This is a genomic window from Xanthomonas sp. BRIP62415 (assembly GCF_003993515.1).
GTDB lineage: Bacteria > Pseudomonadota > Gammaproteobacteria > Xanthomonadales > Xanthomonadaceae > Xanthomonas > Xanthomonas euroxanthea.
Window position 1 is genome coordinate 153,273 of the sequence record NZ_QEZH01000018.1, and the last position, 22,289, is coordinate 175,561.

Here is a 22,289-nt window from a genome sequence, read left to right on the forward strand (position 1 = left end):
CAATCAAGGAGACAACGATGGGAATTTTTAAGATGCTGACCGCCGGCGCGGTGGGCTACGTGGCGTACAAGGCGTGGCAGCGTCGTCAGGGCGACACCGGTGAAACGGCCAGCCCGACGAACAACGACCGCGACGTTCAACAGCAGTCGCTCAGTGCGCCGGCGAAGGCCGGCAGCACCCCGCCGCATGGTGACCCGCTGCGTGCAGCCACCACGCTGTCCAGCGACCGCAAGCAGGCACTGGGTGCGTTGGTGGTGTTCAACGAGCAGGAGCGCACGCTTGCGCAGCTGGCGGTCGTCAAGGGCCTTGAAGGCGAGACGTTGCAGTTCGCCCGCAAGATGGACGAGGCACACAGCGCAGCGTTGACCGACCTCAGCCGTTTTGCGCCCGATCGCAGCGGTACGCTGGCGCAGGCCGCGTCCAGCCGCGCCGATGGCACCCGCAAGCGCCTGGAAGGCCTGGACGGCAAGGAGTTCGAAACGCAGTACCTGCAAGCCAGTGTGACCAGCCACGAGCAGGCGTTGACGTTGCTGGACGCACAGCTGGCCAGCGAGCCGGGATCGAGCGATCTGGGCAAGGAATTGCAGCGTGCACGCCAGACCATCGCCCAGCATCTGGAACATGCCAAGTCGCTGCGGGCCAAGGCGAACCAGGCGCATTAATCAACCGCGATCGCTATCGCGCACCGCAGCGTATGCGGTGAACACGGACAACAGGCAGCTTCGGCTGCCTGTTGCCGTTGTGGGCAAGCGCGGCGCGCATCGCGCATGTACGCCGCAGGCCGCAGGTTCAGCCGTTGCCGGGCGACCTTGTCGCAACACGGTCGTCATCACGCGTCAGGGGCCGCTTGCTCGAATCCCGCGGCCTGGCGTTGCCACAGGCCATCGAACACGCCACCGTGTCCACGCAGCTGCGCGGGACTGCCATCTCGACTAGGCGACCGTCCTGCGACAACGAACGTCCGGGCGCAATCCATCAGGCGCTGCATTGGTCGAGCATGCGCTCGGAGCAGTCGCTTACGTCATCGACAGTGCACACTTGCTGGCCACACCGTACCAAGTCGACACCGATATGGCCGGTGCTGCGAGTGAACAGACTTTTATTGATCGAACAAAGAGCCCGCCTGGGCAAGGAAGCGAGGCGGGCTTGACGATGCGGTGCGGCGTTGGGCGGGTTACAGCGTGACGGCGCCGCCGGCAATGGTGAGCAAGGTGCCCGAGGTGTAGCTGGCGGTATCAGCTGCCAGCATCACGTACGCCGATGCCAGCTCGACCGGCTGCCCGGGGCGGCCCATCGGTGTCTGGCCGCCGAAGTTTTCCACCGACTCCTCATCCATGCCGGCGGGAATGAACGGCGTCCAGATCGGACCCGGCAATACCGCATTGACGCGGATGTGCTTGTCGGCCAGCACGCCTGCCAGGCCAATGGTCAGGTTGGCCAATGCCCCCTTGGTGGCGGCATACGGCAGGATGTTCGGCGTCGGTTTCTTGGATTGCACCGAGGCGGTGTTGATGATGGAGCCACCGTCGGTCATCAGCGGCACCGACAACTGCACCAGATGGAACACGGCATGCACGTTGGTGTCGAAGGTCTTGCGCCACTCCTCCAGCGTGATGTCCTCAAACGTTTCGAAATACTGCTGGTAGCCGGCGTTGTTGACCAGGATGTCCAGGCCGCCGAAGGTGCTGTTGACCTTGTCGATCAACGCAGCGGCCTGGGCGGGGTCGCTGATATCGCAGCCCACCAGCAACGCCTTGACGCCGGCCTTCTCGATCAATGCGCCGATTTTGGCAGCGTCTTCCTGCTCATCGGGAAGATAGGCGATTGCCACGTCGGCCCCCTCGCGTGCATACGCAATCGCCACGGCCGCGCCGATGCCGCTGTCTCCGCCGGTGATCAACGCACGTTTGCCGGTGAGCTGCCCGTGGCCGACATAACTGTCTTCGCCATGGTCCGGTCGCGGGTCCATCTTTTCGGTACGCCCGGGGAAACCCTGTTGCTGCGGTTTGAACGGCGGGCGGGGGTAGTTGGGTACGGGCATTGTTGTCTCCTGACGAGATGACGCATCACTGTGATGCAGCAGTGTGCGCACGCAAACGTAAACGCACGGGCTAGGCCATGTCGGCGGCGTGTGTGGTGCCGCCGCCGCCGATTGCGCGCGCGCCGCTTGCTTCACGCCACCGCGCAGCTTTGTTCACTGCTCTGCAATGCGCACCGGCCTAGCGTGGGCTCATGACCACAACGCAGGAGAACGACGATGGGCAGTGAACCGAAAAAGCCGTGGGGTCCGGACGATGATCAGAAAAAGCCGTTTACGCCGCAGGAACAGCGCAACGAGGATGTGGAGTGGAAGGTCCACGACATGCCCGACGAAGACCGCGATGTGAACAAGGCCGACCCTGAACACGATTACGAACGCCCGGACGGCTCAGAAAAGCGCTGAGTCACGCGCAATGCTGCAATTGCGGCGTCCGTCATGCCGGCGCACGCAGGCGCGCGCCGCGTCATGGCGCTGGCGTGGCGGATCCATGCACACCGTCTCTACGCCTGCCGCGTAGGCTAGCGGTCACACCTCGCGATCACGGCTTGCATCCGTTGGCCCTGAAGCCGCGGTTGCGCGACGCTGCAACCAGCGTCTCGGCTCGCCTCATCGCCCCTCAACCGCCTCGCCGCCACATCACGGCGCAAGCGAGCTGATCCAGCAGCTCGGTCCAACCGCGTCCGTGCGCAGGCCGCGCTCCCATCCCCATCAAAGCTTGCGCTGTTTGGCGTTTCGGCGCATTCGACGCGTCGACCGACCCCAACCGTGACGCTTGGCACTGGCGTAATCCCGCGTTGCCCTGCGTACTTCGGGCAAACTTCTACGGCGAGCTCGACTCTGGGGAAGCGAGCGCCAGGTGGCGGGACGGCCGTGACAGCGATGTGCGATTTTCGTGGTGGCGTGCAGGCGCGTTTTTCGCGCCGCCGTCACAATTCTCAACTGAACATGTATTAGTCATTGCGGACAGAAGCGCTCATGGACCGTCTTTCCTGCGCCATCATCGACGACGACGTGGAGTTCTGCGATCAGGTGGTTGAGCTAGCCACCGATAGCGGCTTCCGTGCCAAGGGCATCCACACCCTTGGCGAAGCCAGCCGTTGGCTGGACAGCAACTTTCCCGACCTGTTGGTGGTGGATGTTGGCCTGCCCGACGGCAGCGGTTTCGATCTCATCGAACGGCTCGACCCGGATCACACGCCGCAGATCGTGGTGGTCTCGGGCGATTACGCCTACGAAACCCAGGGCCGCGCGCAGCAGTTTGGCGTCAGCGAGTTCCTCACCAAACCGTTCGCGCCCGAACGGCTGGAACGCGTGCTCGGCGGCCTGCGTGAGGCGCAGCAGGGCAACCTGGGCATCATCGGCAACAGCGACAGCATCGTGCTGTTGCGCAAGGACATCGTGCGCGTGGCGCCGACCGATCTGAATGTGCTGGTGACCGGCGAAACCGGCACCGGCAAGGACCTGGTCGCGCGCGCCATCCATCGGGTCTCCGGCCGGCGTGGTCGCTTCGTGCCGGTCAACTGCGGCGCCATTCCCGAGGAACTGCTGGCCAGCCAGCTGTTCGGCCACGAGCGTGGCAGCTTCACCGGTGCCGATCGTCGGCATGCCGGGTTCCTGGAGCAGGCAGCAGATGGCACGCTGTTCCTGGATGAGATCGGCGAGATGCCGACCCGGCTGCAGGTCTACCTGCTGCGCGCGATCGAGTCGCGCAGCTTCATGCGTGTGGGCGGCAGCGAGGAAATTCCGCTGGACGCGCGGGTCGTCGCGGCGACGCACCAGCATGTGCAACGCGAGCACGGCGTGCTGCGCGAGGATCTGTTCTACCGGCTCAACGAATACCCGATCCAGGTGCCGCCGCTGCGCGAGCGTCGCGGCGATGCGCGTCTGCTGGGCCTGCGCGTGATCGACGAGCTCAACGTCAAGTACGGCACCCGCAAGCTGCCGACCAAATCGTTGCTGCGTTATCTGGCCTACCACACCTGGCCGGGGAACGTGCGCGAGTTGCGCTCGTTCATCCGCTACCTGTACCTGCGCTCGGACGGCGACCTGCTGAGCGCGCCGGATGTGGTGCAGACCGTGCCGCAGGCCGACGAAGACGGCTTGCTGATTCCGGCGGGGTGGACCATGCGCCAGGCCGAGGACGCCATGATCGAGGCGGCACTGGCGCGCACGCGCTTCAACAAGAAGGCGGCTGCGCGCGAATTGGGGATCAGCGTGCGCACGCTGCACAACCGGCTCAGCGACAAGGACGCGTAAGTGAGCGACGCATCGCATGGACGGCGGCGCGAGCTGCTGCATCAGCTGCGCAACCGCCTCAACGTGATGGGCTTTGCGTTGTATGCATTACGCAGCGAGACCTCCAAGCCCATGGAGACCTTGCGTGCCACCCATCAGTCGGCGGTGGAGTTGCTCAACCAGCTCGGCGAGGAAGAGCGCGCCCTGCGCCAGGACGGTGCGGTGCCTGCCGACGGCACCGATCAGTAATGCTCGGCCGGTTGGGTCTGGCTGCTGAGCAGCGCGGTGATCGTGCGTGGGTTGTAGGGCTTCATGCAGTACGACAGGTGCGCAAACCGCGGCGGTAGCGTGTAGCGGTCGTAGCCGGAGCAGAACGAAAACGGTACCCCGCGCTGCAGCAGCGCATCGGCCACCGGAAACACCGGTTGGCCACGCACATTGACGTCGAGCAATGCGCCGTCGATGGTCTGTCCGGAGGTCACCAGCGACAGCGCCTCGGGCACATTGCCCACCGGTCCGAGCACGCAGACGCCGGCCTCCACCAACAGGTCGTTGAGTGATTCGGCCAGCAGGTAATCGTCCTCGACCACGAGGATGCGAAGTCCGTTGAGTGGATTGTCCAGCATGGGAATTCCTCGCGCGATGGCGCGGTCCGGCGACGCGCACGCCATAGTGCGCGCCGTGTCGGTTAAGGCCGCGCGTAAGCAGGCGCTTCCAGACCCATCGCGTGCAGTGCCTGTACCGCTCAGATGCCGCGTAGCGGTAGAGGCAGGTTTACGCCATCATTGACGATTGCGCCTGACACCCGGCGCCGTTGATGCGATGGCTGCAATGACAGACGACGACACCTCCTGCGACGACACCGCAGCGGCCACTGCGCCCGATGCCGTGGCGCCACCGCCGTTGTTCATTCTCGGTGTCGGTGCCGATGGCCTGGACGCCACGCGCCTGGCCGAACTGCTCGACGCAGTGGCCGGCGCGCCCAATCTGGTCATCATGCTGTTGCTGCGCGATCGTCACCTGCTCGACGAGTCGCGCCTGCGCGAGTTGCTCGGCCCGCAATCCAGTCTGCTGCTGGCACCCGCAGATGGCGATGCGCTGCATCCCGGACGCATCTACCTGCCGCCCAGCCAGACGCTGGTGACCCTGGAAGAAGGGCGGTTGCGGCTGCGCCCGCTGGAGGACGCCAGCGATCACGGCCTGATCGACAGCTTCTTCGTCTCGATGGCGCATGACCAGGACGGCAACGTGATCGGCGTGATCATGGGGCGCTTCGATGGCGACGGCACGCTGGGCACCGCGGCCATCAAGGAGTGTGGCGGCCTGGCGCTGGCGGTGGACGACCCGTCCTTGCACGGCATGGATCTGCGCAATGCCGGCAACCCGGCCGCCATCAGCGACGACATCCTGCCGCTGCCGCGGGTGGCCGCACGCATCGCCGCACACATGCAGCGCCACCATCGCTTCGGTCATCCGGCACCGGTGGGCGTGCGCAACGGCAGCGAGAACGATCAGCTCAGCCAGGTCGCCAGCATCCTGCGCAATGCCACCGGCCACGATTTCCATGGGTACAAGCGCGCCACGTTCCTGCGCCGCGTGCAGCGCCGCATGCAGGTGGTGCAGGCGGACACGCTGGAGCAGTATCTGGAGCAGCTGCGCAGCCGCTTCGACGAACCGCTGTTGTTGTTCAACGATCTGCTGATCGGCGTGACCCAGTTCTTCCGCGACCGCCGCGAGTTCGAGTTCCTGGAGCAGCAGGTGATTCCGCGCCTGTTCCAGGGCAAGCAGCCGGGCGACCACCTGCGTGTGTGGGTGCTGGGCTGTTCCACCGGCGAAGAGGCGTATTCGCTGGCGATGCTGTTGCGCGAGCATGCGCAGACGCTGGACGTGGCGCCACGCATCCAGATCTTCGCCAGCGACATCGACGGGCGGGCATTGGCCATTGCGCGGGTGGGGCGTTATTCGTCCAGCATCGTCGCCGATGTGGGGCCGGAGCGCCTGCAGCGCTGGTTCGTCAAGGAAGGCGACACCTATGTGGTGAGCAAGCAGCTGCGCGAGTTGTGCGTGTTCTCGCAGCACAGCATCGTCAAGGACCCGCCGTTCTCGCGGCTGGATCTGGTGTCGTGCCGCAACCTGCTGATCTACCTGGATGCCGAGCTGCAGAACCGGGTGATCCCGGTGTTTCACTTTGCGCTCAAGCCGGGCGGCTACCTGTTCCTGGGCAATGCCGAAAACGTCTCGCGGCATGCCAAGTTGTTCGCACCGGTGGAGCGCAGCTTCCGCGTGTTCCAGAAGATCGATGCCGACAGCCGCATGCATGCCCCCTTCCCGTCGTCCGCGCCCGGACTGGACGGCCACGCGCCGGCGGCAAGCCGCCAGCAGCGCAGCGTCAGCAATGCACTGGTGCTTGCCGGCGAGCGCATCGCCGACCGCTACGCGCCGGCCTATGCGGTGCTGGACGAGCATTTCGATGTGCTGCATTTCTCCTCGCAGGCCGGACGCTTCATCCGTCCCGGCGGCGGCGCGCCCAGCCTCAACCTGCTCAACCTCGTTCACCGCGACCTGCGGCTGGAGTTGCGCAGCGCGCTCGGCCGTGCCGAAGCGGACATGACGCCGGTGCAGGCCAAGGGCATCCAGATGCACGAGGATGCGGCGACCCTGGCGGTGGACCTGTTCGTGGAGCCGACCTCGGATTCGGAGGTGCCGCGCGGCTACGTGGTGCTGTTCCAGGAGGTGGAAGCGCGTGAGCTGGCCGAGCTGGCGCCGCCGAAAGACACCGTGTCCGACAACGCACATGTGCAGGCGCTGGAGAACGAGCTGCGCATGACCCGCGAGCGGCTGCAGTCGATGATCGAGGAGCTGGAGAGCACCAACGAAGAGCTCAAGTCCTCCAACGAGGAATACCAGTCGCTCAACGAAGAACTGCAGAGCGCCAACGAAGAACTGGAAACCTCCAAGGAAGAGCTGCAGTCGGTCAACGAGGAAGTCACCACGGTCAACGGCGAGCTGGCCCACCGCGTGCAGGAACTGGCGCATGCCAACAGCGACCTGAAGAACCTGCTGGAAAGCACCCAGATCGCGACCGTGTTCCTGGACAACGAGCTGCGCGTGACCAACTTCACCCCCGCGGTGACCGACATCCTGCCGTTGGTGGAAAGCGATATCCACCGGCCGATCAGCAACATCAAGCTGCACGTGACCTACGACGAACTGCAGGACGATGTGCGCCGGGTGATCCGCACGCTGGCGGTGCTGGATCGCGAGGTGGAAAACCCCGCCACCCGTGCCCGCTACATGGTGCGGGTGCTGCCATACCGCACGGTCAACAACTTCATCGGCGGCGCGGTGTTGACCTTCATGGACGTCACCCCGCTGACGCGCGCCGAGCGCGCGTTGCGCAGCAGCGAGCAGCGCCTGCGCACCTTGATGGAGGGGATTCCACAACTGGTGTGGCGTTCGCGCGATGGCGGCCGCTGGACCTGGTCCAGCCCGCAATGGTCCAGCTATACCGGGCAACACGATGGGCAGAGCCTGGAGCTGGGCTGGTTGCAGGCAGTGCATCCGGACGAGCGCGAGCTGACCTTGAATGCCTGGCACGACAGTGCGCGCACCGGCGGGCTGGACGTGGAGCACCGCCTGTTCAATGCAGCCGAGCACCGCTACCGCTGGTTCCATACGCGCAGCGCGCCGGTGCTGGACGAACGTGGCCAGGTGCTGGAGTGGCTGGGAACCTCCACCGAATCGGACAACCTGCGCCGCCTGCAGGATGAGCAGCGCGTGCTGGTCAGCGAATTGCAGCATCGCACCCGCAACCTGATCACCGTGGTGCAGTCGGTCGCCAAGCAGACCGTACAGACCAGCCACAGCATGCCGGAATTCGCCGGCAGGTTCGACGACCGGCTCTCGGCGTTGTCGCGCGTGCAAGGGCTGTTGTCGCAGTCGGACAACGAGCCCACCACCATCGGCGCATTGCTGCGCATGGAGCTGGATGCGCTCGGTGCCGAGCCCGACCAACGGCGCATCGTGGTGGACGGCCCGGAGGTGGCACTGCGCAAGTCCACCGTGCAGACGCTGGCGCTGGCACTGCACGAGCTCGCGACCAATGCACTCAAGCATGGCGCATTGGCGGTAGCGACCGGCACCTTGTCGGTGCGCTGGGAAGTGGTGACCAACGACGACGCCTCGGCGCGCCTGGTGTTGTTGTGGACCGAAGAAGGCGCCAGCCAGCAACGACGCAACGATCGCGACCAGGCAAGCGGATTCGGCCGCCGCCTGATCGAAAAAGCCCTGCCATACAGCCATGGCGCGCAGACGCGTTACGAGCTCAGCGATACACGCCTGGAATGCGAGATCCAGTTGCCGCTGACCTCGCTGCACGATCCATAGCCGAGCGCACGCGTGCGTGCAGTCTCTGCGCACGCTGGCAGGCGCTACGGTGCCGATGTGCGAATGCAGTGCACATCCACGCACCCGCACGGAAAATCCTGCGCGTGCGTGCAGATGTTTGCGACCAATTCGCACCTCGCAGCGCCGCCGCTGCCGCTGCCGTCATCCAAGACCGTTGCAGGACGCCTGTGTGCGGGATCGAAAAACTTGGCGCGTATTGTGCGTAGCTGCTGCTGTCATCAAGCTGCACAGTGGAGTCAACATGATTACGCGCATCCTTCAGTTGTCAGGCCGCGTTGCGAGCAATGCCTGGGTCGAGATCGGTGTCGGTGCCGATGCCGACATTCTGGTTGCCGACCGTGGCGGCAGACGCGAGGAGCGTGCAACCTTCGGTCGACGTGCGCCGGGACAGCAGCGCTCGATCAATACGCAGGAGCCGGAGTGGCTGGGGCGGGTCGACCTCGCCATCTGGGAAACCCAGCGCTGCCTGATCCCGCTGTGCGGATTCGTCTGTACCGCATCGGCAGATGGCGCCACCTCGGCAACCTGGTTGAGCCAGGACGGGGGTGCGCTGTACGCCGCAGGCCTGCGCAATGTCATGGATATCGGCGGTCGCCTGCAGATGGGGTTCTCGCTGCTGGTCGCGTCCTCGGCCAGCCTGCCGACACAGCGTCCCTTATGCGTCGACGGCGATGCCACGCAGTGGCTGCAGCGCAGTGGCGAGGAGGCGATGCGTCACCTCCTGCCCTGGCGGCTGGAGCGTTGCACCACCGCGGCGGACGTGCGGCCCGAGTGGACCGATGCGCAGGCCCGACAGGCCGCGCCGGTGTGAGGCGTGGTGGCAGGCAGTGGCAACAGGAGGCCCGATGGGCCTCTTTTTTTGTCGTTCGGTAAGGCGTTGCCCACGGGGCGGCGTCCCTTGGCGCGCCAGCTGCAGTGCGTGGTCGTGGCAGATGATGTGCCCAGGTGCGGCAACAGCCACCTGCAGGACCGTCAACGGAAAGTACGCCGCGCATTAAAAAGCCCGGGTCGCGAACGACCCGGGCTAATCTCAGCGACCGCTGTCGAGCACGATCAGCGCTGGATGTCGCCAGTGGTGGAGCCGGCCCCCGGGCCTGCGCCCAGGTCTGCACCGGTCACCCGATCCAGCTCCGGGTTGGACAGCAGGCGCAGCGACATCGCATCCAGTGCTTCGGTCTGCGTTGCATCCAGCGTGACTGTGGCCGAGCCATCGCCGCCGTCCACCGCGGACTGCAGCTCACGGTCTTCCACCACGTCCCACTGCTCGCCGGCATTCCAGGGGCCGACCGTATCGCCTTCGCCCTGCGACATGTTGTAGTAGACGTCGGTGAAGCGCGGGTCGCCCGGCAGCTTGCCCGGCGGGAAGTTCGGTTCGATCGCGTACAGCGCCTTCTCGAAGGATTTCTGATGCGCCACTTCGCGCGTCATCAAAAAGCGCAGCGCATCGACGATGCCCGGGTCATCGGTGACGGTGATCAGACGCTCGTAGACCAGCTTGGCGCGGGCTTCGGCAGCGATGTTGGAGCGCATGTCCGAGGTCGGGCAGCCGATCGAATCGACATAGGCCGAGGTCCACGGCACGCCGCTGGAATTGACCAGCGCCGGGCCGCCGCCGTACAGGATCTGCTGGGTGTGGCTGGTGCTGTTCTGGGTCATGGAGCGCATCTCCATGGCCTCTTCCATGCCTTCGGACAACACGGCCTTCGGGCCCTTGTTGAGCATGGCGATGATCGAACCGATGATTTCCAGGTGGCTCAGTTCTTCGGTGGCGATATCGAACAACAGGTCCTTGCGGCCCGGATCGTTTTCGCCCAGTGCCTGGGTGAAATACCGCATCGCCGCGGCAAGCTCGCCCTGCGGCCCGCCGAACTGCTCGAGCATCAACGTGGCCAGATCCGGATTGGGTTCGGCGACGCGAACGGTGTACATCAAACGCTTGTTATGCATGAACATGGGTCGTGTTTCCTGGCTGGCGCCCGGCGACAACTGCAACGCAGCATGCGCGCAGAAACCTGAGGCTGGCTACGGGTGGGGGTTGCCTGCGGTATGCAGGCAAACGCAGGCGGCAGCACCGCCTGCGCAGGGCATCAGGCCGCCTTGCTGGGCTTGGATGCCTTCTGATTGCCGCCTTGCTCGGCAAGCAGGGTCAACTTTTCATCGGTGGCTTTTTCTTCTTCCAGCGTGGACAGCAGCAAGGTGACCGCATCGGTGTAGCCCAGCTGCTTTGCGATCGCTGCAATGGTGCCGTACGAGGCGATCTCGTAATGTTCCACCTTCTGCGCGCCGCCAATCAGCGCCGCATCGCGTACCGGACCTTCCTCGATCTCATCGATCACCTCACGGCTTTCCTCGACCAGGCCTTCCATCGCGGCACACTTGATGCGCTTGAGCTTGATGCCGAGCAGTTCGACGATCTGGTCGATGCGTTCGATCTGGCCCTGGGTTTCTTCCAGGTGCAGCTTGAACGCTTCCACCAGCTTGGGTTCGGTTGCCGCGCGTGCCAGACGCGGCAGTGATTTGGTCAACTGCTTTTCTGCGCTGTAGATGTCCGACAGCTCGTGGACGAAAAGCTCTTCAATTGTCTTGATCGCCATGGGCGGCTCCTAGGGGATGAATGGATGGATGAACAATGCGGTGCACCGGGTGTGGGTCTTGCCCTTCGATGCGCGCGAGCCAGCAGTTGCATCGCCTCGACGGCACGCTGCCTGCCATGACGCCTGCCATGCAGCGTTGGGTCGTGCACATGCACGCTGTCTCGCATGGTCGCTACGCTAGCTGTCGGCGTGTTAGCGCAATTGGTGGATGCGGTGATCCCGATGCGATGGCGACCTGTGCCGTAGGCTGCGCCGACCACACGCGGTCGCCGATGCGATGGCGCCACGTGGTGGGGCCTCGCTGCAAGCAACAGGGGCACTTGCTCAAGCTGCGCCGTGCACCGCGCATGGTGAATGCGCTACCTGCCGCATCACGCACCCACCTTGCGCAGAGGGCAAGACCGGCGATCAGCGCCAGTATCGGCACCGTGCAGCATGGACGGCGGAGGATGCACGCCGTTTCGGACCGATGCGCTACAACCGATGGCTCGTCCTTGCCCCGGAGGCTGCCATGACGCCGTTGGACAAACCGCTACGCCGCGAGCTGCAGATCGGCGAGCAGGCCTACACCTTGATCATCGACCCGCAGGGCTTGAAGCTGGTCGAAAAAGGCCGCCGCAACGGCGTGACCTTGCGCTGGGGCGAGCTGGTCAGCGGCGATGCCGCACTGGCCCACGCGCTGCAGGCCTCGCTCGGCGAGTCCTGACTGCAGCGCGCAGGCAAGGCGACTCAGGCCTGAGGAAACAGCCGCGCCAGCTCGCGGACCGCTGCTGCGGACGCGGCGTGATCCGGCGTGGGATCCGGATTGTTGAAATCGTTGGCACCCTGCGCCTGCACCAGCACGCCATCGCGGCGTGGCACCACGTTGAGATTGTGGCCACGCCACACCAGCCCGTAGGTCACTTCCGGTTGCGGAATCAGGCGCGCGGTCTGCCCGCGCACCGGGATGACGCTGTCGTCGCCAAGCAAGGCACGTGCCCCGTAGCCGGTGGCATTGACCAGGATCTTCTCGCGCAACTGGCCGAACTGGCGCGGATGCTCGAAGCTGCGCGTCTGCAGCTCGCCGCCGGCCTGCAGGAAGTCGTCCATCAGCAGCCGCGCATAGGCGCTGAGGTTGAAGGTCAACTGGCTGTAGCGACGCACGAACGGCACCGGAAACGGGTGCCTGCCGGGGGCGACCGGCTGCGAGCGCGGGCCGAGATCGTCGAGCAGTTCGCGCTCCAGCGGCGGGTAGTCCGGCTCGTGCGCTTCGGCCGATGCGCTCGGCTGGTCGAACGGCACATCCGACAGCGCGTAACCATCGCGCCATTCGATCGGCTCGCCCGGCAGGCCCAGCAGGGTCTGGTAGCGGCGGAACGAGATGCGCGCCATCTCTTCCCAGCGGGTCCTGAAATCGGCGCTGGCATATTCGCTGGTGCACACCCGCGAGTCCGGCGACCACACGCCGGTGGCGTAGAACGAGCGCACGTCCGGCAGGCGCTCGCGCGCATAGATGCGCACGCGCAGGCCCGCGCGTTGCGCCACCAGCGCGGTGGTCAGCCCGATCGCACCGCAGCCGATCACCGCCAGCTCGCGCACCTCCGCATCGGCGGCGCGCACCAGCCGCAGCGCATGCTCGGCCGCGCCCCACGACAGCGACCACCCGCTGCCGCCATGTCCATAGTTGTGCACCACCGTCTTGCGGCCGATGCGCTCGGCCTCGATCCGCGGCCCCTGCGCACGGAACGGGCGGGTGCAGCCGTTGATCGCGATGATGCGATCGACGGACGCACGGATCGGTGCCAGCGGCAGCGCTGCGGCGAACTGCTCGGGCAGGGCGCCCGGTGGCATGGCGGGCAATGGCGAAGACGGCGCAGCGGCCGCCTTGCCGGTCGCGGCCCAGCTTCCGGTGGAAGCGGCCGCAAGCGCAAGACCGGCGCTGTGCAGGAAATGACGACGGTGCATGCGACTCCTGAGCGGTATGGAGGAGATGATCGGGACCACGGCGCCTGCGCGACCGGCCACGCGCCGCGCGCACCACGCAGCATCGGTAGAAGCCAGGAGCTGCGTCGCCGCGCGCGACGCCCGGTGGCCGCCGCTTGCGGACCTGGAGCATACCGCGCGCGTCAGCGCCTGCCATCGCCGGCCGGGCCGGGTTTCGCACCGCGATCCGGGCAACTGGGGCCGCGCTGACGGCCATTCGTCGCCCGGGGCTTTCGTCCGATCGCTTGCCGGCTATGCTCGCCGCGTCCCAACCCGACGAGTCGCCACCCGTGTCTGCCAGCGTCTTCCTGATCGTACGTATCGTGTTCGCCTGGGCCGCGGCGTTGGTGGTGGCCGGGATCATGTGGGCGCAGCTGTTCGGCTCCACCGGCGCGTTCTTCGGGCTGATCTGCGTGGTGCTGCTGACCCTGGCCCTGATGAGTGCGATCACCCATGTGCGGCGGGTGCGCCTGATCGCCGGGCGGCTGGATCACGACACCTTGTCGACCCGCCAGCGGCGCCAGATCGAAGTGCCGCTGGACGTGCAGGCCAGCTTCGCCGTGGTCGAAGAGGCGGTGCGCGTGCTGCCACGCGTGCAGGACATCGAGTGCGCGCCCGGCAGCCTGCTGATCCGCGCCAAGGTGCGCCGCATCGACCCCTACGAAGGACGCCAGCCCTCGCGCTGGAACCTGTTTGCGCGTTTTGCGATCAAGCGCAACCAGGTGCTGGTGACGATCACGCCAGGGCAGGGCACCAGCAGCGTCACCGTGCTGTGCGAGCCCGACGCCGGCGCCTGGGTGGACCTGTTTGCGGTGGACGAAGGCAGCAATTACGAGAACGCCGAGGCGATCAACCGCGCGGTGGTGCGGCGGGTCGGCGAGCAGCGCCGCGACGAACAGGCTGCGGCCGAGCAGTCGGTGATGGAAAAGGAGCTGGCCGTGGCACGCCTGAATCTGCTGCATGCCCAGGTGGAGCCGCACTTCCTCTACAACACGCTGGCCAGCGCGCAGGTACTGGCGCGCACCGACCCGCCGCGCGCCGACATCATGATCGGCCATCTGATCCAGTACCTGCGCAGCTCGCTGCCCAGCGCCGACGGGGCCATCTCCACCCTGGGCGAGGAACTGGAGCGCACCCAGGCCTACCTGGAGATCCTGCGCATCCGCATGGGCACGCGGCTGGCGCTGCAGGTGGAGGTGCCGTACGAGCTGCGCGCGCTGCAACTGCCCTCGATGATGCTGCAGACCCTGGTGGAGAATGCGATCAAGCATGGGCTGGAACCCAAGCCCGGCGGCGGCACGGTGTGGATCCTGGCGCGTCGCATCGACGACCATGCCACGCTGACCGTGGCCGACGATGGCCAGGGCTTCAGCACGCACACGCAAGGTACCGGTATCGGCCTGAAGAACCTGCGCGAACGTCTGCAGCTGATCTACGCCGGCAGGGCCAGCTTTGCCATCGTGTCCAACTTCCCCAGCGGTGTGGCCGCCACCATCACCTTGCCGCTGCCCGCGTCCATCATGCCGCCGCCGGTGCCCGCTGCGCAGATTCATGCCACACAGGTGCAGGCATGAGCGCGCTGCGTGCGGTGATCGCCGAAGACGAGGCGCTGCTGCGGCAATCGTTGCTGACCCTGCTGGCGCAGGTGTGCCCGCAACTGCAGATCGTGGGCGAATGCGAGGACGGCGCCAGCGCGCTGGAAACCATCGCCACGCAGCAGCCCGATGTGGTGTTCCTGGATATCCGCATGCCCGGGCTCACCGGCATCGAGGTGGCGCGTGCACTGCGCGAAGTCAGCCCGCGCACCCAGGTGGTGTTCGTCACCGCCTACGATCAGTACGCCATCGATGCGTTCGAACACGGCGCGGTGGACTACCTGCTCAAGCCGATCAGCCGCGAGCGCCTGCAGGCCACCTGGCAGCGCGTGCAACAGCGTGCCGCCGCCGGCCAGCCGGACGGCCAGCTGCTGGAGGCCTTGTTGCAGCGCCTGTCCGCGCGCCCTGCCGCCGCCGGCGCCGCGCCGCCGCTGGCCTGGCTCACCGCCAGCAGCGGCCGCGAAACGCGCCTGATCGCGCTGGACGAGGTGGCGTATTTCCAGGCCGACCAGAAATACACCACGGTGATGACTGCCGCCGGCGAGGCGATCCTGCGCACGCCGCTGCGCGAGTTGCTCGACGTGCTGGACCCGCAGGTGTTCAAGCAGATCCACCGCTCCACCATCGTCAACATGAAGGCGGTCGCCTCGGTGGTGCGCGAGGACACCGGCAAGGGCCGGCTGGCGCTGCGCGGGCGCAGCGAAACGCTCACCGTCAGCCAGCCCTTCATGAGCCTGTTTCGCGGCATGTAATTCCCCCGATCGCATCGACTGAAAGGATTGCTGATATGCGCCTGATCGCCTCCCTCGTGTATTGCCTGCTGGCATTGGCCGGTTGCCACGACCGCAACGGCACCACCTCCATCACCCGCGCCACCAGCAACGGCCAGGACGTGCTGTTCAGCAAGACCCTGGCCACTGCCACCGATCTCAATGTGCACTGCCTGGCCAGCAGCAGCGGCCGCTGCCATTACCTGGTCTACGAGGACCACTGCGCTGCGTCTGCCGCCGGGCAGGCCGCGGGCACGCCGGCCTGCGCACGCAGGACCCTGGACAGCTTTGCGCTGGCACCCGGGCAGGTGCGCGAACTGCACGGCATCCCGCGTCAGGCGCGCACCTGCGTGGATACCAGCGCGCCCGGCGTCGATTGCCATGGCTGAGCCGGGCGCCTGACGCCGGAACTGTCGCAACGACGCTTCATCCCTGTCGTGCGGCAGGGCGCAACCGGACGCAAGCCTGAATACGCACTGACGATCAGCGGCCGCTTCTGCGATCATTGCCGGCTTGTTGCCGGTTCACGGCGTCCTCACAGTCAGGCTCTCATGTCCGAACAATCGCTACGCCGCGACGTTGGCCCCTTCGCCCTCATGCTTACCGGTCTGGGCTCGATCATCGGTTCCGGCTGGCTGTTCGGCGCCTGGCGCGCCGCCGGCCTGGCCGGCCCCGGTGCGATCTGGGCCTGGATCCTGGGCGCGGCGATCATCACCACCATCGCGCTGTCCTACGCGGAACTGGGCGCGATGTTCCCCGAGTCCGGCGGCATGGTGCGCTACAGCCATTACTCGCACGGCTCGCTGGTGGGCTTCATCGCCGGCTGGGCCAACTGGATCGCGATCGTGTCGGTGATCCCGGTCGAGGCCGAGGCCTCGGTGCAGTACATGGCGTCCTGGCCGTGGGCCTGGGCGCAGGGCCTGTATGTGCAGGCACCCGGCGGGGCGGGGGAGTTGTCGGTGCCCGGCCTGCTGATCTCGGCGGTGCTGGTGCTGGTGTATTTCTTCCTCAATTTCTGGAGCGTCAAGCTGTTCGCGCGCTCCAATACCCTGATCACCGTGTTCAAGCTGGTGGTGCCGGCGGCGACCGGCGTGGCCCTGATCGCCAGCGGCTTCCACAGCGAGAACTTCAGCGTCGGCATCCACGGCGATGCGCATGTGATCGACCTGGCCGCGGTGCTCACCGCGGTGGCCACTGCCGGCATCGTCTTCAGCTTCAACGGCTTTCAGAGCCCGGTGAACCTGGCAGGTGAAGCGCGCAACCCGGGCCGCAGCATCCCCTTCGCGGTGCTGGGCTCGATCGCGCTGGCCACGGTGGTCTACGTGATCCTGCAGGTGGCCTACATCGGCGCGGTGCCGCCGGACCTGCTGGCCAAGGCCGGCTGGCACGGCATCGACTTCCGTTCGCCGTTCGCCGAGCTGGCCATCATCGTCAACCTGCATTGGCTGGCGATGCTGCTGTACATCGATGCCTTCGTCAGCCCCAGCGGCACCGGCATCACCTATACCGCCACCACCGCGCGCATGGTCTACGGCATGGAAAAGAACGGCACCATGCCGTCGGTGCTGGGCAAACTGCACCCGGTCTGGGGCGTGCCGCGCATGGCGATGTTCTTCAACCTGGCGGTGTCGTTCGTGTTCCTGTTCTTCTTCCGTGGCTGGGGCACGCTGGCGGCGGTGATCTCGGTGGCGACGATCATCTCCTACCTCACCGGCCCGATCAGCGCGATGGCGCTGCGCCGTCATGCGCCCGAACTGCACCGTCCGCTGCGCATCGCCGCGCTGCCGGTGCTGGCTGGCGTGGCCTTCGTGATGGCCACCGAGCTGCTGTACTGGGCGCGCTGGCCGCTGACCGGCGAGATCATCCTGCTGATGGTCGTGGCGCTGCCGGTGTACTGCTACTACCAGGCCAAGCAGGGCTGGCCGGATCTTGGCCGCAACCTCAAGGGCGCGGCCTGGATGATCTGCTACCTGCCGACGATCGCGCTGCTGTCCTGGGCCGGCAGCAGCGACTTCGGCGGGCATGGCTACCTCAGCTACGGCACCGATCTGGCCGTGGTCGCGGTGGTCGGCGCGGTGTTCTACATCTGGGGTGTGCGCAGCGGTTGGCGTACGCCGTCGGTGGAAAAGGCCGTCGCGCAGGCGTAAGCGCCTGCTTGCTGACAACGGATCGACCGGGCGCCTGTCTCCAGGCGCCGCAAACAAGAACGGCCGGTGCACTGCACCGGCCGTTCTTGTTGGTCGCTACGCACGCCGGTGCAGCGATTGGCACTGCCTTGGCAGCGCACGCCCTGGAGCGATCAGATCGGGCCGATCAATCCGCCTGTTTTCGTCCGGCGCGCCGCATTGCCGATGCCCTGCGGCAACCACCGCATCCATCGCTTGACCGCTACGCCAGTGTCGCCGCTGCGCTATGGGTATTGGTATTGGTATTGGTCACCAGGCGTGGCGCACCATCGAAGCGGTCCAGATCACGTAGCAATTCGGTGTAGCGACGCAGCCGCCCCATCTCGCGCATGTTGACGATGTCCTCGTGGCGCAATTCGCGCCTGGAACTGACTTCCTGCTTGTAGCGCAGCACTTCCGGGTAGCGACGGGTCATGTCCAGCGCATCGGCCACGCACTCGACCGAGTCGGCGTCCGGGGTGAGCCGCGCGCGGCTGTTGAAGGCGCGCAGCCAGCGTTCGAAACCGGCGCTGTGATCGAACAGATCGGCGATGTACCACATGACGAACAGGATCGAGGCCCACGAGGTGAAGATGATCACCACGCGGCTGAAGGTGAGGTGGTAGTCGTTCTGCCACAGCTGATGGGTGATCACGCCCAGCAACACCAGCGAGATCGCCTGCCAGCCGATGATCGAGGCGATCACCCATTGTTTCTTGGCCACCTTGAGCAGATTGAGCTCCTGGTCGAGCTGGTCGTCGGTTTTCTCGCGCCAGTGCGCGACCTGCTCGTCGAAGGGGAGTCGATGGAGTGCGTTGTCCTGCAACAGCAGGCCCAAACCCTGGAACAAAGCGATCATGACAAGCTCCTGACGGATGGCTGGTACGAACGACTTGCTGCACCCGGCAAAGCGCCGGTGCCCTGAAGCGGCCGGGCAATGGCTGGCAGTGATGCAGGCCGGCGCTCGGACGGCCCTAGTTCTAGCACTTTCGCTGTGCATGGCAATGCCTGCCGCAATCCGATGAGCGGCCAATCCTGCGCACCTGCGCACAAATCGCGGTATTCAGGCGCTTCGCAGCGTTTGCCGGACGACTGCAGCGCCAGTGCGTGGCCATTCTTGCTGCACTGCACACTCGCGCTTGCGTGCATGCATCCGTGATCGAGGCGGGTGCGACCGGCGCGCAATCGATTCCGGCGTGCAGGTCGCGTGAGCGCCGCGCACGCATCCATGCGGCGCAAGGTCCGGCGACAGGCGGGCAAGCGCCCGTCGAGACGGTCGATGCGCATGGGGACGAGCAGCGAACACAGAGCCGCCTTTCACCAATCCCAAATCCCGAATCCCCAATCCCAGCCCCTCAAGGCCACGACGCGGTCTTGCAGCGGGCTGGGTATGCTCGCATGCATGTCAGCCGTCCTGCGTACCCTCACTGCCCCTGCCGCCAGACAGATCCATCGCTGGGTGCTGGGCGCGTTTCCGCGTGGTCAGAGCTCCATCGACTACGACCAGCCCCTCGGCGATCCCGGCATCTTCGGGCCCGACAGCGTCACCTGGCGGGTGCATTCGGAATTTCCCGGCATGTTGTCCGGCGGATTGTGCGCCTTGATGCTGCAGTTGCTGCATCCACGCGCGCTGGCCGGGGTCTACGACCATTCCAACTTCCGCGCCGACCTGATCGGGCGGCTGCGGCGCACCACCAACTTCGTTGCCGGCACCACCTATGCCCCGCGCGCCGAGGCCGAGCAGTTGATCGCCCGCGTGCGCAGCATCCATGCGCATATCCACGGCCACACCGCCGACGGCGTGCCCTACGACGCCAACGACCCGCAGTTGCTGACCTGGGTGCACGTCACCGAGGCCTACGGTTTTCTGCAGGGCTGCCGACGCTATTGCCGCGACGTGCCGGCAAGCATCGCCGACCGCTACTACGACGAAGCGCGACGTGTCGCCGAAGCGCTGGGCGCGGCCGATGTACCCGCCAGCGAGGCGCAGGTCGATGCCTATTTCGCCACCGTGCGCGGGCAGCTGCGCATGGACACGCGCTCGCGCGAGGTGCTCGACATCCTCACCAGCATCCAGTTGCCGGTGCCGGCGGCCGGGCTGTCGCGCGGCGTGTTCCTCGGTGCCGGTACCGCCCTGTTGCCAGGCTGGGCCAGCGACATGCTCGGCCGCACCACCACCCAGCGCGCACAGGCACATGCGTCGGCACGGTTGCTGCGCAGTCTGTCGCCGCTGTTCCGTACCGCACTACGCGATGGGCTGTCTGCACGCGCGTGCCGCCGCATGCAGCTGCCGCAGGCGATGTTGCTGGAGTGGCCCGGGCAGCGGTGAGTGCGGGTGCCTGCCTGGAGTGCAAGGCAATGGCGTCATGCGGAGGATGGTGCGCCGTGTGGCCGTACCCTCGCCCCAACTCCTCTCCCGAGGGATGAGGGGCCAGTCTGCTACCAGATCCGCACCCGCTGCTCGGGCGGCAGATACAACTGCTGGCCCGGCTGCACATCGAATGCCGGATACCAGGCATCGAGGTTGCGCACGGTCTGCGCGCGGAAGCGTCCGGGTGCGTGCACGTCGGTGAGCACGGCGTTGCGTAGCGCCGCGTCGCGGTACTTGCCGCGCCAGGCCTGCGCAAAGCCCAGGAAGAAGCGCTGGTCCGGGCTGAACCCGTCGATGGTCTGCGGCTGCTTGCCCTGCAGCGACAGCTGATAGGCGTCGTAGGCGGTCGCCAGGCCGGCCACATCGGCGATGTTCTCGCCCAGCGTCAGCTTGCCGTTGACGTTCAGATCGTCGAATGGCTTGTAGGCGCTGAACTGCGCTGCGAGCGCATCGCCGGCGGCTGCGAATTTTTTCAGGTCCTGCGGCGTCCACCAGTTGTGCAGCTCGCCATGTTCGTCGAACTGCGCGCCCATGTTGTCGAAGCTGTGGCTGATCTCGTGGCCGATCACCGCGCCGATGGCGCCGTAGTTCACCGCATCGTCGGCCGCCGGGTCGAAGAACGGCGGCTGCAGGATCGCCGCCGGAAACAGCAGGCGGTTTTCCAGCGGCACGTTCAGCGCGTTGACTTCCTGCGGCAGCAGATACCACTCGCGGTGATCCACGGCCTTGCCCAGCTTGGCAAGATTGCGCCGGTACTCGAACAGCTCCGAGCGCTGCACATTGCCCAGCGCATCGTCGCGGCGCACGTCCAGCCCGCTGTAGTCGCGCCAGGTCTCCGGATAACCCACCGCCACGGTCAGCCCGGCAATCTTGGCCTTGGCATGCTGCTTGGTCTCCGGACTCATCCACGCCAGCGCGTCGATGCGCTTGCCGAAGGCGGTGACGATGTTCTTGACCATCTCCTCGGCACGGGTCTTGGTCTGGGCACTGACGTACTTCTGCACGTAGCGCTGGCCCACCGCTTCGCCCAAGGCTGCGTTGGTGGCGTCGATGCCGCGCTTCCAGCGCTGGCGTTGTTGCGGCGTGCCTTCCAGCGTGGTGCCGTAGAACGCAAAGCGTTCGTCGGCAAAGGCCTTGGACAGGTACGGCGAGGCGCGGTCCAGGGCGCGAAAGCTCAGGTAATCCTTCCAGGTCTGCAGGGGCTCGGAGCGCACCAGCGCCGACAGGCCGGTCACCGCACCGGGCTGCCAGACGATGAAATCCTGCTGCGCCTTCAGGCCGGCCGCTTCGAAAAACGGCGCCCAATCCAGGCCAGGCGCATTACGCGCGAAATCGGCCTGTTTCCAGGCATTGGCGCCGGCCTGCACGTTGTTGGTCTGTTCGGCGGTGGCGTGCACGCGCGCCATCGCGGTTTCCAGGGCCAGGATGCGCTCGGCCCTGGCTGGCGCGTCGGCGATGCCGGCCAGTTCCAGCAGCTTGACGATGTGCGCGCGGTAGGCCTCGCGCATCTGCGTCATGCGCCCGTCGTCCAGATAGAAGCTGCGGTCCGGCATGCCCAGGCCGCCCTGCACCAGATACGGCACGTAGCGGCCGGGGTGATGCAGATCCTGCGAGATCCACAGGCCGAATAGCCGGTCGGTATAAAAGTTGGTGGAGTTGAGCAGATCCACATCGGCGCGCAGCTGGCCGCCCAGGGTGCGCGCCAGCGCCTGTTTGTCGTCCAGCTGCGCGATGGCGTCCAGTTCCGGTTGCACCGGGCGCACGCCCTTGGTCTCGATCCCGGCTTCATCCATGTAGGCGGCGTAGTAATCGCCGATCTGCTTGTCTTCGCCGGTGACGCGGTCGTTGGCAGCGGCGCCTTCGATGATGTCGCGGCTGTGCTGCTCGGTTTCGATCGCGATGCCGACGAAGCTGTTGAAGCTGGAGCGGTCGTCCGGGATCTGGGTGGTCTTGACCCAGTTGCCGCTGGCGTAGCTGAAGAAGTCGTCGCCCGCCGCCACGCTGCGGTCCATGCCCGCCGCATCGAAACCGAAATCGCCCAGCTTGGGCGTGGTGGGCGTGGCCTTGGCGTGCGTCGTCGTTGCCGGTGAGGCGCCATCGCGGTGGCACGCGGCGGTGCTCAGCAGGGCAGCCGACAGGGCAGCGATCA

The 22,289-nt window shown here is 66.2% G+C and carries 19 protein-coding genes; 12 read left to right on the plus strand and 7 right to left on the minus strand.

Features of this window, described 5'->3' with window-relative positions:
* Positions 1-17: 17 nt before the first annotated feature.
* Positions 18-662, plus strand: coding sequence for a DUF4142 domain-containing protein (locus EO141_RS06505; protein ID WP_104583184.1), 645 nt, complete (start codon positions 18-20; stop codon positions 660-662).
* A gap of 512 nt (positions 663-1,174) precedes the next feature.
* On the opposite strand, the gene EO141_RS06515 is transcribed toward EO141_RS06505, so the two are convergent.
* Positions 1,175-2,041, minus strand: coding sequence for a glucose 1-dehydrogenase (locus tag EO141_RS06515; protein ID WP_119131733.1), 867 nt, complete (start codon positions 2,039-2,041; stop codon positions 1,175-1,177).
* Between the two features lie 216 nt (positions 2,042-2,257).
* Here EO141_RS06515 and EO141_RS06520 point away from each other — a divergent pair, with 216 nt between their 5' ends.
* The 3 genes from EO141_RS06520 (at position 2,258) to EO141_RS06530 (ending at position 4,525) form a co-directional block, all read left to right on the plus strand.
* Entirely contained in the window at positions 2,258-2,443 is a 186-nt protein-coding gene (locus EO141_RS06520; protein WP_104535190.1) for a hypothetical protein, read from the plus strand.
* Between the two features lie 573 nt (positions 2,444-3,016).
* A complete protein-coding gene (locus tag EO141_RS06525) occupies positions 3,017-4,297 on the plus strand; it encodes a sigma-54 dependent transcriptional regulator (protein WP_104583191.1) in 1,281 nt (426 codons plus the stop codon).
* Complete coding sequence (locus EO141_RS06530) at positions 4,298-4,525, plus strand: hypothetical protein (RefSeq protein WP_164739098.1); 228 nt, start codon at positions 4,298-4,300, stop codon at positions 4,523-4,525.
* On the opposite strand, the gene EO141_RS06535 is transcribed toward EO141_RS06530, so the two are convergent.
* Entirely contained in the window at positions 4,519-4,902 is a 384-nt protein-coding gene (locus EO141_RS06535) for a hypothetical protein (RefSeq protein ID WP_104583192.1), read from the minus strand. The two genes, EO141_RS06530 and EO141_RS06535, sit on opposite strands and share 7 nt — an antisense overlap.
* A 205-nt stretch (positions 4,903-5,107) precedes the next feature.
* On the opposite strand from EO141_RS06535, the gene EO141_RS06540 reads away from it, so the two are divergent.
* Complete coding sequence (locus tag EO141_RS06540; RefSeq protein WP_164739099.1) at positions 5,108-8,662, plus strand: CheR family methyltransferase; 3,555 nt, start codon at positions 5,108-5,110, stop codon at positions 8,660-8,662.
* Positions 8,663-8,924: 262 nt separating this feature from the next.
* Positions 8,925-9,494, plus strand: coding sequence for a hypothetical protein (locus tag EO141_RS06545; protein WP_115677836.1), 570 nt, complete (start codon positions 8,925-8,927; stop codon positions 9,492-9,494).
* Between the two features lie 242 nt (positions 9,495-9,736).
* On the opposite strand, the gene EO141_RS06550 is transcribed toward EO141_RS06545, so the two are convergent.
* Positions 9,737-10,636, minus strand: a complete 900-nt coding sequence (locus EO141_RS06550) for a manganese catalase family protein (RefSeq protein ID WP_104583194.1) — start codon at positions 10,634-10,636, stop codon at positions 9,737-9,739.
* A gap of 134 nt (positions 10,637-10,770) precedes the next feature.
* The gene (locus EO141_RS06555; protein ID WP_104583195.1) at positions 10,771-11,277 is read right to left on the minus strand and encodes a ferritin-like domain-containing protein; all 507 of its coding nucleotides are present in this window, start codon (positions 11,275-11,277) and stop codon (positions 10,771-10,773) included.
* Between the two features lie 511 nt (positions 11,278-11,788).
* Between EO141_RS06555 and EO141_RS06560 the strand changes: the two genes are divergently transcribed.
* Positions 11,789-11,983, plus strand: a complete 195-nt coding sequence (locus tag EO141_RS06560; RefSeq protein WP_127168783.1) for a hypothetical protein — start codon at positions 11,789-11,791, stop codon at positions 11,981-11,983.
* 23 nt (positions 11,984-12,006) lie between these two features.
* On the opposite strand, the gene EO141_RS06565 is transcribed toward EO141_RS06560, so the two are convergent.
* Positions 12,007-13,221, minus strand: a complete 1,215-nt coding sequence (locus tag EO141_RS06565; RefSeq protein WP_127168784.1) for an FAD-dependent oxidoreductase — start codon at positions 13,219-13,221, stop codon at positions 12,007-12,009.
* A gap of 308 nt (positions 13,222-13,529) precedes the next feature.
* Here EO141_RS06565 and EO141_RS06570 point away from each other — a divergent pair, with 308 nt between their 5' ends.
* The 4 genes from EO141_RS06570 (at position 13,530) to EO141_RS06585 (ending at position 17,751) form a co-directional block, all read left to right on the plus strand.
* The gene (locus EO141_RS06570) at positions 13,530-14,813 is read left to right on the plus strand and encodes a histidine kinase (RefSeq protein ID WP_119128354.1); all 1,284 of its coding nucleotides are present in this window, start codon (positions 13,530-13,532) and stop codon (positions 14,811-14,813) included.
* Positions 14,810-15,586: a LytTR family DNA-binding domain-containing protein gene (locus EO141_RS06575; protein WP_127168785.1), complete on the plus strand. Its 777-nt coding sequence runs from the start codon at positions 14,810-14,812 to the stop codon at positions 15,584-15,586. Before EO141_RS06570 ends, EO141_RS06575 begins: the two co-directional genes overlap by 4 nt.
* 35 nt (positions 15,587-15,621) lie before the next feature.
* Positions 15,622-15,993, plus strand: a complete 372-nt coding sequence (locus EO141_RS06580) for a hypothetical protein (RefSeq protein ID WP_104650183.1) — start codon at positions 15,622-15,624, stop codon at positions 15,991-15,993.
* 162 nt (positions 15,994-16,155) lie between these two features.
* A complete protein-coding gene (locus EO141_RS06585) occupies positions 16,156-17,751 on the plus strand; it encodes an APC family permease (RefSeq protein ID WP_126946271.1) in 1,596 nt (531 codons plus the stop codon).
* Between the two features lie 241 nt (positions 17,752-17,992).
* Here EO141_RS06585 and EO141_RS06590 read toward each other — a convergent pair whose 3' ends face one another.
* Positions 17,993-18,628 carry a hypothetical protein gene (locus EO141_RS06590; protein ID WP_241236629.1) on the minus strand — a complete coding sequence of 212 codons (636 nt, stop codon included), beginning with the start codon at positions 18,626-18,628 and terminating at the stop codon, positions 17,993-17,995.
* Between the two features lie 543 nt (positions 18,629-19,171).
* Between EO141_RS06590 and EO141_RS06595 the strand changes: the two genes are divergently transcribed.
* On the plus strand, positions 19,172-20,098 hold the full coding sequence (locus tag EO141_RS06595; RefSeq protein WP_104583318.1) for an oxygenase MpaB family protein: 927 nt from the start codon (positions 19,172-19,174) through the stop codon (positions 20,096-20,098).
* A gap of 110 nt (positions 20,099-20,208) precedes the next feature.
* On the opposite strand, the gene EO141_RS06600 is transcribed toward EO141_RS06595, so the two are convergent.
* Positions 20,209-22,278, minus strand: a complete 2,070-nt coding sequence (locus EO141_RS06600; RefSeq protein WP_104583319.1) for a M13 family metallopeptidase — start codon at positions 22,276-22,278, stop codon at positions 20,209-20,211.
* Positions 22,279-22,289: the final 11 nt, after the last annotated feature.

Bases quoted from the DNA above. Each gene is read 5' to 3' on its own strand.
- EO141_RS06520 (WP_104535190.1), top strand. From the start codon at position 2,258: ATGGGCAGTGAACCGAAAAAGCCGTGGGGTCCGGACGATGATCAGAAA.
- EO141_RS06525 (WP_104583191.1), top strand. From the start codon at position 3,017: ATGGACCGTCTTTCCTGCGCCATCATCGACGACGACGTGGAGTTCTGC.
- EO141_RS06580 (WP_104650183.1), top strand. From the start codon at position 15,622: ATGCGCCTGATCGCCTCCCTCGTGTATTGCCTGCTGGCATTGGCCGGT.
- EO141_RS06535 (WP_104583192.1), bottom strand. From the start codon at position 4,902: ATGCTGGACAATCCACTCAACGGACTTCGCATCCTCGTGGTCGAGGAC.
- EO141_RS06595 (WP_104583318.1), top strand. From the start codon at position 19,172: ATGTCAGCCGTCCTGCGTACCCTCACTGCCCCTGCCGCCAGACAGATC.
- EO141_RS06565 (WP_127168784.1), bottom strand. From the start codon at position 13,221: ATGCACCGTCGTCATTTCCTGCACAGCGCCGGTCTTGCGCTTGCGGCC.
- EO141_RS06550 (WP_104583194.1), bottom strand. From the start codon at position 10,636: ATGTTCATGCATAACAAGCGTTTGATGTACACCGTTCGCGTCGCCGAA.
- EO141_RS06540 (WP_164739099.1), top strand. From the start codon at position 5,108: ATGACAGACGACGACACCTCCTGCGACGACACCGCAGCGGCCACTGCG.
- EO141_RS06575 (WP_127168785.1), top strand. From the start codon at position 14,810: ATGAGCGCGCTGCGTGCGGTGATCGCCGAAGACGAGGCGCTGCTGCGG.
- EO141_RS06515 (WP_119131733.1), bottom strand. From the start codon at position 2,041: ATGCCCGTACCCAACTACCCCCGCCCGCCGTTCAAACCGCAGCAACAG.
- EO141_RS06505 (WP_104583184.1), top strand. From the start codon at position 18: ATGGGAATTTTTAAGATGCTGACCGCCGGCGCGGTGGGCTACGTGGCG.
- EO141_RS06560 (WP_127168783.1), top strand. From the start codon at position 11,789: ATGACGCCGTTGGACAAACCGCTACGCCGCGAGCTGCAGATCGGCGAG.
- EO141_RS06585 (WP_126946271.1), top strand. From the start codon at position 16,156: ATGTCCGAACAATCGCTACGCCGCGACGTTGGCCCCTTCGCCCTCATG.
- EO141_RS06555 (WP_104583195.1), bottom strand. From the start codon at position 11,277: ATGGCGATCAAGACAATTGAAGAGCTTTTCGTCCACGAGCTGTCGGAC.
- EO141_RS06545 (WP_115677836.1), top strand. From the start codon at position 8,925: ATGATTACGCGCATCCTTCAGTTGTCAGGCCGCGTTGCGAGCAATGCC.
- EO141_RS06590 (WP_241236629.1), bottom strand. From the start codon at position 18,628: ATGATCGCTTTGTTCCAGGGTTTGGGCCTGCTGTTGCAGGACAACGCA.